This is a genomic window from Tunturiibacter gelidiferens, assembly GCF_013410115.1.
Taxonomy (GTDB): Bacteria; Acidobacteriota; Terriglobia; order Terriglobales; family Acidobacteriaceae; genus Edaphobacter; species Edaphobacter gelidiferens.
This window is the reverse complement of the sequence record NZ_JACCCV010000001.1, coordinates 1,534,271-1,548,054: the sequence shown is the minus strand read 5'-3', so window position 1 is coordinate 1,548,054 and position 13,784 is coordinate 1,534,271. Positions and strand designations below refer to the sequence as shown.

Annotated in this window: 14 protein-coding genes; 12 read left to right on the top strand and 2 right to left on the bottom strand. The window is 60.0% G+C overall.

Annotation, left to right across the window (positions count from 1 at the left end):
* Positions 1–94: 94 nt before the first annotated feature.
* From HDF12_RS06470 to HDF12_RS06460, 3 genes are all read left to right on the top strand, one after another.
* A complete protein-coding gene (locus HDF12_RS06470; protein WP_373563911.1) occupies positions 95–1,303 on the top strand; it encodes a ThiF family adenylyltransferase in 1,209 nt (402 codons plus the stop codon).
* A 391-nt stretch (positions 1,304–1,694) separates the two neighbouring features.
* The gene (locus tag HDF12_RS06465) at positions 1,695–2,360 is read left to right on the top strand and encodes an RNA polymerase sigma factor (protein WP_179581745.1); all 666 of its coding nucleotides are present in this window, start codon (positions 1,695–1,697) and stop codon (positions 2,358–2,360) included.
* Positions 2,357–2,671, top strand: a complete 315-nt coding sequence (locus HDF12_RS06460) for a hypothetical protein (protein ID WP_179581744.1) — start codon at positions 2,357–2,359, stop codon at positions 2,669–2,671. Before HDF12_RS06465 ends, HDF12_RS06460 begins: the two co-directional genes overlap by 4 nt.
* Before the next feature lie 176 nt (positions 2,672–2,847).
* On the opposite strand, the gene HDF12_RS06455 is transcribed toward HDF12_RS06460, so the two are convergent.
* Together HDF12_RS06455 and HDF12_RS06450 are read right to left on the bottom strand one after the other, a co-directional pair.
* Positions 2,848–3,873, bottom strand: a complete 1,026-nt coding sequence (locus HDF12_RS06455; RefSeq protein WP_179581743.1) for a VWA domain-containing protein — start codon at positions 3,871–3,873, stop codon at positions 2,848–2,850.
* Positions 3,874–4,019: 146 nt separating this feature from the next.
* Entirely contained in the window at positions 4,020–4,493 is a 474-nt protein-coding gene (locus tag HDF12_RS06450; protein WP_179581742.1) for a carboxymuconolactone decarboxylase family protein, read from the bottom strand.
* A gap of 215 nt (positions 4,494–4,708) precedes the next feature.
* Here HDF12_RS06450 and HDF12_RS06445 point away from each other — a divergent pair, with 215 nt between their 5' ends.
* From HDF12_RS06445 to HDF12_RS06405, 9 genes are all read left to right on the top strand, one after another.
* Positions 4,709–6,034, top strand: coding sequence for an APC family permease (locus HDF12_RS06445; RefSeq protein ID WP_179581741.1), 1,326 nt, complete (start codon positions 4,709–4,711; stop codon positions 6,032–6,034).
* Between the two features lie 13 nt (positions 6,035–6,047).
* Positions 6,048–6,617, top strand: a complete 570-nt coding sequence (locus HDF12_RS06440; protein WP_179581740.1) for a carboxymuconolactone decarboxylase family protein — start codon at positions 6,048–6,050, stop codon at positions 6,615–6,617.
* A 9-nt stretch (positions 6,618–6,626) separates the two neighbouring features.
* On the top strand, positions 6,627–7,175 hold the full coding sequence (locus HDF12_RS06435) for a carboxymuconolactone decarboxylase family protein (protein WP_179581739.1): 549 nt from the start codon (positions 6,627–6,629) through the stop codon (positions 7,173–7,175).
* A gap of 200 nt (positions 7,176–7,375) precedes the next feature.
* Positions 7,376–9,814, top strand: a complete 2,439-nt coding sequence (locus HDF12_RS06430; protein WP_179581738.1) for an ABC transporter permease — start codon at positions 7,376–7,378, stop codon at positions 9,812–9,814.
* A gap of 238 nt (positions 9,815–10,052) precedes the next feature.
* On the top strand, positions 10,053–10,376 hold the full coding sequence (locus HDF12_RS06425) for a GIY-YIG nuclease family protein (protein WP_179581737.1): 324 nt from the start codon (positions 10,053–10,055) through the stop codon (positions 10,374–10,376).
* Between the two features lie 253 nt (positions 10,377–10,629).
* A complete protein-coding gene (locus HDF12_RS06420; RefSeq protein ID WP_179581736.1) occupies positions 10,630–10,866 on the top strand; it encodes a hypothetical protein in 237 nt (78 codons plus the stop codon).
* 269 nt (positions 10,867–11,135) lie between these two features.
* The gene (locus HDF12_RS06415) at positions 11,136–11,732 is read left to right on the top strand and encodes a shikimate kinase (RefSeq protein ID WP_179581735.1); all 597 of its coding nucleotides are present in this window, start codon (positions 11,136–11,138) and stop codon (positions 11,730–11,732) included.
* A gap of 49 nt (positions 11,733–11,781) precedes the next feature.
* Positions 11,782–12,900, top strand: coding sequence for an AI-2E family transporter (locus HDF12_RS06410; protein ID WP_373563853.1), 1,119 nt, complete (start codon positions 11,782–11,784; stop codon positions 12,898–12,900).
* Between the two features lie 139 nt (positions 12,901–13,039).
* The gene (locus HDF12_RS06405) at positions 13,040–13,639 is read left to right on the top strand and encodes a hypothetical protein (protein WP_179581734.1); all 600 of its coding nucleotides are present in this window, start codon (positions 13,040–13,042) and stop codon (positions 13,637–13,639) included.
* Positions 13,640–13,784: the final 145 nt, after the last annotated feature.

The following is a 13,784-nucleotide window of genomic DNA, read 5'->3' as shown; positions in this document are numbered from 1 at the left end:
GATGCCGAAAGCCAATAGCTCGTCAGCCGGTTCCCTGCACATCCGTCCTTCCCTATACTACGAAACAGCCGCCTTTTTCAGACGGTGTGACCCCATCATGTCAAAGCATCCGGCACCCCCCTTCGAAGAACCGACCGCGAGCATCCACATCGGCACCCCCGCTGACGCGCAATCCTCCAGGACCACTAAAACTGGCACCACCAGCCACGCCAATCCCAATCGCACCACAGATCCCGTCATTCTCGATACAGACCGTTACTCCCGCCAAATTCTCTTCCCCGGCATAGGAGCCCCCGGCCAGCATCTCCTCGCCTCCGCCCACGTCGCCATCATCGGCATCGGAGCCACCGGAGCCGCTACCGCCTCCCTCCTGGCGCGCGCCGGCGTCGGCACCCTCACCCTTATCGACCGCGACTTCGTCGAACCCTCCAACCTCCAGCGCCAAATCCTCTTCGACGAGGCCGACGCCCGCGACTCTCTCCCCAAAGCCGAGGCCGCCCGACGCAAGATCGCCCTCTTCAACTCCGACGTCACCGTCCACTCTCACATCGCAGACCTCGTCCCGGACAACATCCACGAGCTCCTCGCCCCCGCCCACCTCGTCCTCGACGCCACCGACAACTTCGAGACCCGCTACCTCCTCAACGACTACTGCGTCCAACAATCCAAACCTTGGATTTACGCCGCCGCCATCGGCGCCTACGCGGCCACCATGAACATCCTCCCGCAGACGCCGGAGTCCACAGGCGGAACCGCTGCACGTTACACCCCCACCGCATGCCTGGCCTGCATCTTCCCCAAGCCCCCCACCGGCCCGGTCGAGACCTGCGACACCGCGGGCATCCTCTCCACCGCCGTCAACCTCGCCGCCTCCATCCAAACCACCGAAGCCCTCAAGCTCCTCACCAACCAGCCCCACCTGATGCGCCGTACTCTCCTCTCCCACGACCTCTGGTCCAATGAGCGCACCGAGATCAACGCCACCAAACCCGATCCCTCCTGCACCGTCTGCGGCCAGCGCATCTTCACCCACCTCGCCGGCGAAGGTCGCCCTCACATCACTCTCTGCGGCCGCAATTCAGTCCAGATCCACGAGCATCACCGCCCCGTAGACTTCGCTGCCATGCACAACCGCCTCGCGCCTCACGCCGACATCCACGACCTGCGCTTCAATGAACTTCTCCTCCGCTTCAAACGCGGCCCACACACCTTCACTCTCTTTCCCGACGGCCGCGCCCTCATCCAGGGCACCACCGATATCACCCTCGCGCGCTCCCTCTACGCCCGCTTCATCGGCTCCTGAATTAGCACAGCCCCTTGCACTTGCCGTCGTCATTCTCCTCCAACCCGCCAAAAAGAAGCGTCATCCCGACCGAAGCAGCGGACGGCTTTATCGTCCGTTGCGCAGTGGAGGGACCCCCGCATTTCGCCTTTGCTTTTGTTTGCCTTCACCTCCCACACCACGGTCCTTTTGATCTTGAGCGAAGTCGAACGGTTGGCGCTCTGCCGCCGTAGAGGAGAAGCTGCTTCTGCCTGCTCCGTCCGCCCGTATTCGCTGCGTGCACCCCACAAACAACCCTTCCCGCCTGTCATCCATCCAACGTACCTACGACAGAATATTTCCTCCGTTTGCGGTAGGCTCGATGCAGGCGAAAACTTAACGGTGAATGATTAATTTAGTCCGGAGTCTAGCTATGGACGTCCAAGGCCTACAAATGACCCAACCAACACCACCTACTCCTGGCGTCTTCAAACGCAACCCGCCCATCGCAGGCGAAGCCGAAGCCATCGAAGCAGCGAAGAATGGAGATGCAGAAGCATTCTCCCGCCTCTACGCCCTCCACAAACGCCGCGTCTACACCCTCTGCCTGCGAATGCTCGGCAACGTCTCCGAAGCCGAAGACATGACCCAGGAGGCCTTCCTGCATCTCTTCCGCAAGATCGGCAGCTTCCGCGGAGAGTCCGCCTTCTCTACCTGGCTTCACAGGCTTACGGTAAACTTGGTGCTCATGCATCTCCGTAAGAAAGGTCTCAACCTGGTCTCCCTCGAAGAGACCATCAACCCTTCGGAAGAAGACGCACCTAAGCGCGACTTCGGCAGCCGAGACCTCGCCCTCACCGGCTCAGTCGACCGCGTAGCCCTGGAGCGTGCCGTAGCCTCTCTACCCCCCGGCTATCGCATGGTCTTCGTCCTTCACGATGTCGAAGGCTTCGAGCATAACGAGATCGCCACCATGCTCGAGTGCTCCACCGGCAACAGCAAATCGCAGCTCCACAAGGCCCGCCTCAAACTCCGTGAGCTCCTCCGCCAGCCTGAACCTGCTGCCCAGCCAAACGGCCTCAAGGAGGTGGCGGTATGACTGAATTCCAATCTCTCGACTTCGACACCATGACTCCGGCTGACTTCGAGACTTATCTGCCTGAGTTCTTCGCCAACGGAGACGGACACGTCAGCACCGACCCCCGCCTTCAGACCTTCCTCAGGAACAATCCGGACTGCGCCGCCCTCGTTCGCGACCTCGAAGCTATCGCCGACCAGGCCCGCAGCCTCTTCGAACCCACAGAGGATCAGGACCCAAGCGACACCGTCTGGAGCAACATTCAGAACAAGCTCAAGCAGGGCGTCAGCGTCAGTGGCGAAGACGACTCCCCCATTCCCCAAACTGTTTAGCCGGCATCTTGACCACATCGGCCCATCCCGACTCACCGGGATGGGCCGATCAGTGCAAAAGGGGCGCATCATCCTACACGTGCCGTCATCCTGACCCTGAGCGTAGCCGAAGGGGAAGGATCCCCGTATTTGGTCTCTGCCTCTAACCCTCCACATCAATACAAACTGCTACTAAGCTATCGAAAGTAGCCGTTCCTCGTGCGCACAACAACGTCCTGCCTATCCAAAAGACCTTCATAAGCCTCCGGCTTGAGCCGAAGCTCCAGTTTGCAGAACGTTCCCTCCGGCTTCGCATTCGTCGGCTTGTACCCAACCGTATACCGTCCGCGAAGCTGATCGATCAACTCGGCGAGCCGATCCGCAACCTCCTTCTTGCTCGTGTTCAGAACCGGCCCACCCGTCAGATCCGCATACTTACGGATATCCCCCATGCGTGCGCCAAAGAACATCGCAAACGGATTAACATCTGCGGCGACCATCACAGCATCCGTCTCCGCGGTGCGGTCGATGAGCGCCGAGACCACTACCCCCGACCGCAGCAGGCTCGCCGTCGCCTCTTCCTTCGTATGCAGATACGCCGGAGCCTCCCTCCCCATAGTCTTTCGCGTATGCGAATTTTCAAAGTTCGCAGTTCCGTCCGTGAGCCACACCAACACCTTCCGGCTGCCCGGAGCAGTCGACTTCATCGCCTGGTCCACAGCTTCATACATACTTTCGTGAATAAACGTCCCTTCGCCAGTCTTCATATTCGAGGCTCTTCCAATAGCATCAGCGGCAAGCGAACGGTCAGTAGTGAAACTCTGCAGCAGCTCCGTATGCGAAGAGAAGACCATCACAGCCACCTCATCCTGCGGTTTGAGATGACCCAGCACCTCCCTCGCGCCTCCGCCCAGCGATGCGAGAGCCGGACGCACCGACTGAGTCAGATCGAACAGAAAGATCACCGACAGAGGCAGTTGATCGTGGCTGAAGTAAGTGATGTGCTGCGGAACTCCATCTTCCGACAACACAAAGTCATCAGACTTCAACGTCCCGATCAATTTGCCTGTCTTCTTGTTCTCAACCTCAGCGTCAAGCATTACGAACTTCGCCGAGACTCGAATCGTCGATTGAGCATCCGCCTGAGTCGGCACACCATCCTGCCCATACCCATACTTGTACCAGCAGGCTCCCATCGCGGCACAAAGCAGAACTGAGCGCACAAGTAAACTCATGCCCCCGGATACGTCCACCAGCCAATCGAAGTTCCAAAGCGCAATTAAAACTCGGTCAACAAATCACCCCAGCCAGCGAGGTCGACAATCCACTTCCAGTTGCGCCCTCGCCAAGCACCCGAAGACTTCTTCACTTATTTTTCCGCCTTGAGCACCGCCGGCTGGTACTCACCCGGCACCATCCGAAACGAGATCGCAATCCTGTTCCATCCATTGATCGCGATCACAGCCGTCGTCAGGTTCACCAGCTCCTCCTCCGAAAAGTGCTGCTTCGCATGCTCATACACGGCATCCGGAACATGGTCCGCACTCACCAGAGTCACCGCCTCGGTCCACGCCAACGCAGCCTGCTCCCGATCCGTAAAGAACGGCGTCTCCCGCCAGGCGTTCAAAGCATAGAGCCGCTGTTCGCTCTCCCCCTTTGCACGCGCATCTTTCGAGTGCATATCCAAACAATATGCACACCCATTAATCTGCGAAGCCCGCATCTTCACCAGTTCCAGCAACGACGGCTCCAGCTTTGACGACTTACTGACAAACGTCTCCAGCCCCATCATTGCCCGATACGCCGCGGGAGATGCCTTGTGAGGTTCCACTCTTGCTTTCATCGTTATTTCCTCCATCTTCAGACTAGAAGAACTACGGATCATCGGAAAGGTCCACAATCAAACTGTCGAATAGTCACTTTTCGATCTTGCGACAGAATCGCGGCATCTCCGTCCTCGCAACCGCGCTTCGATCATCTGGCAACTAAATGCGACGACTCATCTCCACCCTTTGATGGATGGGCGATTCCTCCTCGGACGCGTAGCATGGCTCCCTGATGGAACAACGCCGACAGATGGGTTTAGCCGCCGCCCTCTCCGTAGTCACGGGCGAATCGATCGCGCTCGGCATCTTCCTCACCCCCGCCGCAATGGCAAGATCGCTAGGCTCCCCACTCCTGCTCGCTTCCGTCTGGTGCGGCATGGGCCTCATCACTCTATGCGGAGCGCTCTGCTACTCCGAACTCGCCATCAACTATCCCCTCACCGGCGGCGAGTATGTCTACCTCCGCCAGGGCTACGGCACCCGCCTCGCATTTCTCTACGGCTGGATGTCCGCCGCAGTCATGGACCCCGGCCTCGCCGCCGCGCTCGCCGTAGGCGCAGCCCCATATGTCCTTTCCCTCTTCGGCCTTCCACCACGCGCGCAAATCATCATCCCCGCGCTAATCCTCATCGGCCTAGCAATCCTCAACTACATAGGCACTCGCCTCAGCCGCCGCGTAATGACCACCGCCAACCTCCTCAAGATCGCCGTCCTCCTATGCCTCGTCCTCTGGGCATGGATCTCCGGCCACGCCACTGCAACAAATCTCTTGCCCCTGACTGCCCGCCGCCCTGGCTCCGAACCCCTCTTCGCCGCCATCGCCGGAGCCACTGTAAGCGCCTTCTTCAGCTTTGGCGGATGGTGGGAGGCAGGCAAGATCGCCGGCGAAGTCCGCAACCCGCGCCGCAATATGCCACTCGCCTTCACAGGGGGCGTACTTCTAGTCACAGCTGTCTATCTCCTCGTCAGCTCTTCGTTCCTGATGGTCGTCCCACTCGAAAAGATCGTCTCCAACACCGCCTTCGTAGCCCAATTCGGCGAAGCCCTCTTCGGCACCATCGGAGGCAAAGTCCTCTCCGCCTGCGTCCTGCTCTCTGTCCTCGGAGGGCTCATGGCCCTCACCATGGCAGCCCCGCGCGTCTACTACGCCATGGCAAAAGACGGAGCCTTCTTCGCCCCATTCGGCAGGCTCCACCCACGCTTCGGAACTCCCGCCAACGCCGTCCTCCTGCAAACATCCCTGGCTCTCCTCGTCCTCAGCTTCGGAGCCTTCACCCGCATCCTCTCCTTCATCATCTTCTCCGCGGTCTGCTTCCTCGCGCTCTCCGTCACTACCCTCTTCCGCATGCCGCAACCCGTACGCCGATGGTGGTTCCCCGCCGCACCCATCGTCTTCCTCCTCGGCTGCACCATCATCAACCTCATGATCCTCATGCACGATCCCATCCCCGCGCTCATAGGTTTAGTCATCGTGCTCTGCGGCGACCCCGTCCGCCGTCTCTTCTTCGCAAATCCAACCCTCACCACCAATCCACTTCCCGAACAAATTCCATCCTGAAAGGATCACTCTTATGGCACACATCCAACTCCCCGAAGGTCTCCCCGGCATCCGCGGCGCAATGGCCTTCCGCCCCGCAACCGCGCGGCCGCTCAACGATCTCGTAGAAGTCCTCCTGAACGGCCCCAACTCCCTCACTCCCGGCGAACGCGAACTCATCGCAACCTACGTCTCCTCCGAAAACGACTGCTACTACTGTCAAACCATCCACGGAGCCGTAGCTGCCGCAAGCCTCAACGGCGACGAAGCCCTCGTCAAACAGGTAAAGCACGACTTCCACAACGCCGCCATCTCCGAAAAGCTAAAAGCTCTCCTCGTCATCGCAGGCAAAGTACAGCGCGGCGGCAAGCACGTCACCACCGAAGACGTAGCCGCCGCCCGCACCCAGGGCGCAACCGACATCGAGATCCACGACACCGTCCTCATCGCAGCCGCCTTTTGCATGTTCAACCGCTACGTCGATGGCCTCGCCACCATCCAGCCACGCGACGAAGCCATGTATCGCGAACGCGGCAAGTGGATCGCACGCGAAGGATACGTCAACGTCAGCAAGGAATATCTACCCGCCGAAGCCGCACGCTAAGGAGACCCCATGCCCCACATCAAACTGCCCGAAGGCTTCGCCGGAATCAGCAGCGGATTCGTCTATCGCCCCGAAACCGCCAAGCCCATGCGCGAACTCGCCCACGTCCTCCTCCACGAGCCCAGCACGCTCACCCCCGGCGAGCGCGAACTCATCGCAACCTACGTCTCCAGCCAGAACGACTGCTACTTCTGCCAGACCAGTCACGCCTCAGCAGCCGCCGCGCACCTCAACAACGATTGGGGGCTAACCGAACAGGTAAGACAAAACTACGAACAAGCCCCCGTCTCAGAAAAGCTAAAAACCCTCCTGACAATCGCAGGCAAGGTCCAACAAGGAGGCAAGCACGTCACCTCCGAGGACGTAGCAAACGCCCGCGAGCAAGGCGCAACCGACCTCGAAATCCACGACACCGTCCTCATCGCCGCAGCCTTCTGCATGTTCAACCGCTACGTCGACGGACTAGCCACCTGGCAACCCGAAGACCCCGAAATGTACGCCAGAATGGGCCAACACCTCGCCACCGAAGGCTACCTCGCCCCTTCGATAAAAGCCTGAGCCCTCACGCCCACCCGGCTACCCTGTACATCCGTGGACGCGCTCGTCCATTTACGGACATCGTCCCCGAACAAATCACGCACCGCAAACCCCCAAAACCAACAAAACACCCATATAGTTGACTCGAATAGAACTCCCCGATTTGGGCATTCGCATGCTCCAACACCGATAAGTTCAATCGCTGCTCCGCTGGAGTCTGCATGAGATCTCTCGTCCAAGACCTGCGCTATGCCCTACGCCAGCTCCTGAAGAGCCCCGGCTTCGCAGCCACCGCCATCCTCTCTCTCGCCTGCGGAATCGCAGCCACCTCCGCCGTCTTTAGCGTCGTCTGGGGAGTCGTGATGAACCCCTACCCCTACGCCGCACCCGACCGCATGGTGCACTTCGCCCTCGGCGGCGCCACGGCCGGCGGTTACTACCCCGTCCAGTTGACCTCCACCCAGTGGCAACAACTCCGCCAGGTTCCTGCGATCGAAGACACGATCCTCCTAAGCTTCAAACGCATGACCATCACCGGAAGCGACCTGCCCGAAGACGTTCAGGGCAGCCAGATGAGCGCCAACTCCTTCAACTTCTTCGGCGTGCCCGCTCTGCTCGGCCGGGAACTTCTCCCCTCCGACGCAATCGACGGCCACGATCCGCAACCCGTCGTCGTGCTCAGCTACAAGTTCTGGCAGCGCCGCTTCAACGGCGACCCCACCATCATCGGCAAGATCATTCAACTGGATCACCAGCCCTACAGCGTAGTCGGCGTTACCGCAAAGAGATTTACCTGGAGCGACGCCGATGTCTATCTCCCCATGAAGATAGTTCCAGGCACCGACTCCAACGAAGTCGAGGCCCGCCTCAAACCCGGAGTCAGCCACCACCTCGCCGAACAGCAGATGCAAGGCCTTATCACCCAGTTCGAAAAGGAAACGCCACGTAACTTTCCCGTCAACCCGGGCCCTCTTACCGTCATCGGCCTCAACGATCAGTTCATGAAAGCGATCGGCCCCTCCCTCGCGCTCCTCTTCGGTGCCGTGCTCCTGCTCCTCGCCATCGGTTGCGGCAACGTGTCGATCCTTCTTCTCGCCCGCGGGGTCGCACGCGAGCATGAGTTTGCCGTCCGCGCCGCCATCGGTGCCTCTCGGGTCCGCATCGTCCGCCAACTCCTTACCGAAGCCTTGCTCCTCTCAATCACCGGCGCCGCCCTCGGTGTGCTTCTCGCTTACAAACTCCTGGCAGGCATCGTCGCGCTGCTTCCCGAGTACTCCTTCCCCCACGAGGCCGCCTTCGCCATCAACCTCCCCGTCTTGTGCTTCTCGGTCACCGTTGCGCTGCTCACTGGCATCCTCTTTGGCCTGTGGCCCGCCCTGCGTCTTTCCCGGCCCGATGTTCGCGAGGCCATGCAGACCGGCACACGCAAAGTCGCCGGCACCGTCAGCGGCCGAACGCTCCACAACGCGCTCATCGCAGGTCAGATCGCTCTTACCCTTCTGCTCTTGTCCGCCGCCGGAGCAGCCGTTCAAAGCTTTCTCAAACTCGCCCACACCCGCCTCGGATACGACCCGCATCACACCATGTCGATCGGCATTCCACTGCGCGAGTCCGCCTACTCGACCCTCACCGCCCGCCTCGCCTACGTGGAACTGCTTCGCAACAAAGTCGCCGAGATCCCGGGCGTTAACATGGTCGCCATCTCTGCCAACGCCACGCCCCCGAACAACGGCCTCAACACGCCAATCGAACTCTTAGGCCAGCCCTCCTCCCAGGACCGCACTGCCAGGCTCAACTTTGTAGGTGAAGGCTACTTCCCGCTGCTCAAAATCTCCCTCCTCCAGGGCCGGCTCTGGACCGAAGCCGAGAACCACAACGCCAACACCGTCGCAATCATCAACCAGACCCTCGCCCACAAGTACTTCCCCAACGGCGATGCCATCGGCCACTCCATCCAGATGGTGGCTCTCAAAAACGCACCGCCCTACGTGACCACTCAGCCCCACGCAGGAGACTGGCTTCAAATCATAGGCGTCATCGAAGACAAGCTCGACGATGGCTTGAAGAATCCAGTGGTACCGGAGGCCTTCGTCCCCTATCCCCTCGCCATGTGGCAATACACCCAATTCCTCGTCCGGACAGATGGCTCCCCCACCGCCATGCTCCACACCATCGCCCAGCAGATAGCCTCCATCGATCACGATCAACAGATAGGCGCACAGGTCAGAGACCTCGACCACTGGATCAGCACCCAACCCGAGTACGCCCAGGGTCAGCTCCTCTCCTGGCTATTCGCCGGATTCGCCATTCTCGCTCTCCTCCTCGCGGCCGTCGGTCTCTACAGCGTGGTCTCCTACACCGTCTCGCAACGCACCAACGAGTTCGGCATTCGCATGGCCCTGGGCGCGCCCCGCAGCAGCGTTCTCGAGCTGGTCGTGCGCTCGGCAACCACCAGCGTCGGCATGGGCGTCGCCCTCGGAGTCTTACTCTCCATCCTCCTGCAAAAAAGTCTGGCCCACTGGGCCACATCAACCGACCAAAGCGCCGGTCCCCTCCTCATCGCTGTCGCCATCCTCGCATCAGTCGTCCTCATCGCCAGTGGCATCCCTGCCCGCCGCGCTACCCAGATAGAACCGATGGAAGCCTTACGCTACGAGTAACCCTCACCCGCCGTTTCCACTCCGACGTGCGTCCAACGCTGTCTTCGGAATCCACCGCCTCCAAAAACTTTGTCATCTCGACCGAAGCGACGGACAGTCTCATCGTGCGTCGCGAAGTGGATTGCGGCCACAGCTCTCAGTTGCAGCGAACCGATTCATGTCGCGGTATCCGTCAAAACCCCCCGCATTTCGCTCTTGCTGTTGCCTGTTCTCCACCGCCCCCTGCAATAATCCAGCTATGGTCGAGCAAGCCTACGTATACATCCTCTCCAGCACCTTTCAAAAACTCTACATAGGCGTCACGACCAAAATCCAACTCCGCACCAGCCAACACCAAGCAGGGAGATACGAAGGCAGTTTTACCTCGAAGTACAAGATCGAAAAACTCGTCTACTTCGAGCGCTACACCGAAATCAGCACCGCCATTGCAAGGGAGAAACAGCTCAAACGCTGGTCTCGCATCAAAAAGATCCGGCTGATTGTCGCGCAAAATCCGACCTGGAAAGATCTGAGCGAAGAATGGGGCAAACCCATCGCACCCTCCACCGAACCAACTCCATAACACCCTAAGAACACTCCCAGCCCCCAGCAATCCCACAACACCTCGAACGACTCCCCGAACACCCAAGACAGCCTCAACACCCTCAACATCCAAGAACACCCCAGAAATCGTCATCTCGACCGAAGCGACGGACAGTCTCATCGTCCGTCGCGAAGTGGAGAGACCCCCGCATTCTGTCTTTGCTGTTGCCTGTCCTTCTGTTGTCACATGTAGATGGTCGACGATCTTGTAGAAGGTCTAACCGCATGAGAGTATGACTGGAATGAGACGCCCAACAAAACTTGGGATAGCTGCAATCCTCCTCCTCGGTGTATTTATCGTGTCGCCATTCATGATTGGCAATCTTCCATTTGGATGGATATTCGCCGTGTTCGCGGCATTATTTGGCTGGATGGCCTCAAGGCAAGGTAATAAGTGGTGGTCAGCCATACCAATCTCGATTTTGATTTTTGTTGCGTTTGTGGTCCTCATGGTCTTCCACAAGGAATGATTTCAAACTGATCCACTAACCGAACGCTTCAACCCCTTGCAATCCCCCAAACCTCCGGTGTATCCTCCAACCAGCATGTCGAGCCGCTTCCAGTTCGCCTTTTTTACCTGCTCCTATTGGCGCCATCCAGCGGCCAGTGGAGTCCTCGCATGCATCTCTGAAAACACCTAAAAAACTTCAGAGTCTTCGACCTTCCCGAGCCGCAACCCACACCAGGTTGCGGCTCTTTCGTCTTCTGCACACGTTGACAGGCACACTAAGGAGAGGCAATGACGTCCACCGAACCCGAAACCCAAACCAAAACAGAATCCAAGCCCCAAACCGAAACCATGACCGAAGCCCCAGCCCACCTCAAACGTCTCGTCCTCACCGGCTTCATGGGAGCAGGCAAATCCACCATCGGACGCCTCCTCGCCGCCCGCATCGGCTGGAACTTCCTCGATCTCGACGCCCACCTCGAGTCCCGCACCAACGCCACCATCCCCCAGCTCTTCGAGCAGCACGGCGAAGCCCGCTTCCGCCGCCTCGAATCCACCGCCCTCGCCTCCGCCCTCGGTTACAGCAACATCGTCCTCGCCCTCGGCGGCGGAACCCCCGAAGACCTCACCAACCGCCTCCTCCTCGAGCAGACCCCCGCCACCTTCACCATCTTCCTCGACGCACCCTTCCCCACCCTCTTCGACCGCTGCATGCTGCAGGACATCGCGCGGCCAGTCCTCGAAGACCCCGCCGCCGCCCAACTCCGCTTCGAGCGCCGCCACCCCCTCTACCGCCGCATGGCCGGCCTCACCATCGCCACCACCGACCAGACCCCCACCCAAACCGTCGAAGCCCTCCTCCGCGCTTTAGCTGAAAAGAGGCTCTAGTCGCCGCTTCTCCCCCCCAAACCCAGACTCAAACTCCGCACTCCCGCACGTGAGCAGTGAAAGCGCACACTATCTGCATCTCAACGTCAGCACCCACAGGAGAACCCGGCTGACCAACCCCACACCCGACGACCTCACCCCCTACGAGAAAAAAACCCGCGCCCAGGTACGCGGCAACATCCTCTTCTTCTTCGCCGTCATCCTCCTGCTCGCCCTCGCCTGGACCCTTCAGAAAGAGCTGCTGATCATCTATGTCAGCGGTCTCTTTGCCGTCGTCCTCATGCCCGCGGTCACGCGCATCCGGCAGTTGAAGATCCGCAACTACCAGCCCTCCCGCGGCGTCGCCATCGTCCTTCTCATCGCTGCCGTGGCACTCGTCCTCGCCGTCTTCTTCACCACCGGCCTCCCGCCTGTCCTCAGCGACCTTCGTAACTTCTCCGCCGAACTCCCCCAGCGCATCCCCGAAGTCGTCGCCCGTGTCAAAAGAATTCCCTTCGCCGATAAGTTAGGCATCGACTCCATCGCCCAGCGCGCCGCCGGAGCCTTCGACGCCACCGCCTCCTATCTCGTCACCTCGCTCCCCCTCTGGCTCTCCCACCTCTTCGATATCCTCACCGCCGCCTTCCTCTGCATCTACTTCATGCTCGAAGGCGAGCACGCCTATCACTTCTTCCTCTCCCTCTTCCCCGACGCCGAACGCCACCGCCTCAACAACACCCTCAAAAAAGCCGAGCGCAAGATCAGCAAGTGGCTCCTCGGCCAGGGACTCCTCATGCTCATCCTCGGAGTCTCCAGCACAATCGTCTTCGGCCTCCTTCACGTCCGATACTTCCTCCTCCTCGGCTTCCTCATGGGCCTCTTCAACATCATCCCCATCGCCGGCGGAGTCATCACCATCGTCGTCGCCGCCGGGGTCGCCGCGCTCGACTCCTGGACCAAGATGGCCAGCGTCCTCATCTTCTACGCCATCTACATCAACATCGAAAACGCCGTCCTCACCCCGCGCATCATGCGTTCCAGCGTCAACCTCATGGGCCTCACCGTCCTCGTAGCCCTGCTTCTGGGCACAGCCCTGGCTGGCATCGTCGGCGCACTCGTCTCAGTCCCCACCGCCGCCCTCATCACCGTTCTCCTCGAGGAGTACGCCGTCCAAAAAGGCCGACCCTGACCGCCTCCAACTCCAGTAGCCTCAGAACCCGCATTCTCACCTCCATCAGGGCTTACAAACCCCTGTGGGCAATCGATTAAGTTAAATTTCAGTTTTTTTAATCTTCTGAAAACCAACCAGCCTTGCTATTCTCATCCCAGTGTCCGACCTCAAGTTTGCCCAACCCGCTCGAAGCAACCTGCTGGCACCGGTCCTCCTGGCATTTCTGATCCTTGGCATCACCCTCGCCCTGGTCATGCGCTTCACCCCGCGCAGAACTGCCGACCTCGACATCCTCCACACCGCCATCTACCCCGCCCACACCGTCTTCAAAGGCGAATCCATCCTCGTCGGCCACGATCAGGGCCAGGACGACCTCTACGTCCTCACCACCCTCCGCATCACCGACGGCCTCCGCCTCCCCCTCTTCCTCAAAGACTTCACCGCCACCCTCACCACCGGCGACGGTCAGGAGATCACCACCAGCGCCGTCGAAAAAGACGACTTCGCCAACCTCTACACCACCTTCCCCGCCCTCAAGCCCCTCGCCTCCGAGCCCCTCCTCCGCGAGACCATGATCAGCCCCGGCCAATCCGCCGAAGGCATGATCCTCCTCCACTTCCCCGTCACCCAGGCCGTATGGGACCACCGCCGCACCGCCATTCTCAACGTCGACCTCTACCACCAGGGTCAACAAGGGGTGATGATCAGCCGCGCCAGCGAATCCATCCCCGCCCCCGCCTCCAAACTCGCCAACTGACTTAACTGACCTTTGAGAACCAGCCCATAAACTTTTAGGACGCACCCACCCGACTCAACTGGCTTTTAGGACGCACCCACAAATCGACGACTTGCTTTTAGGACGCACCACAAATCCCGTCATCCCGACCGGAGCGCAGCGCAGT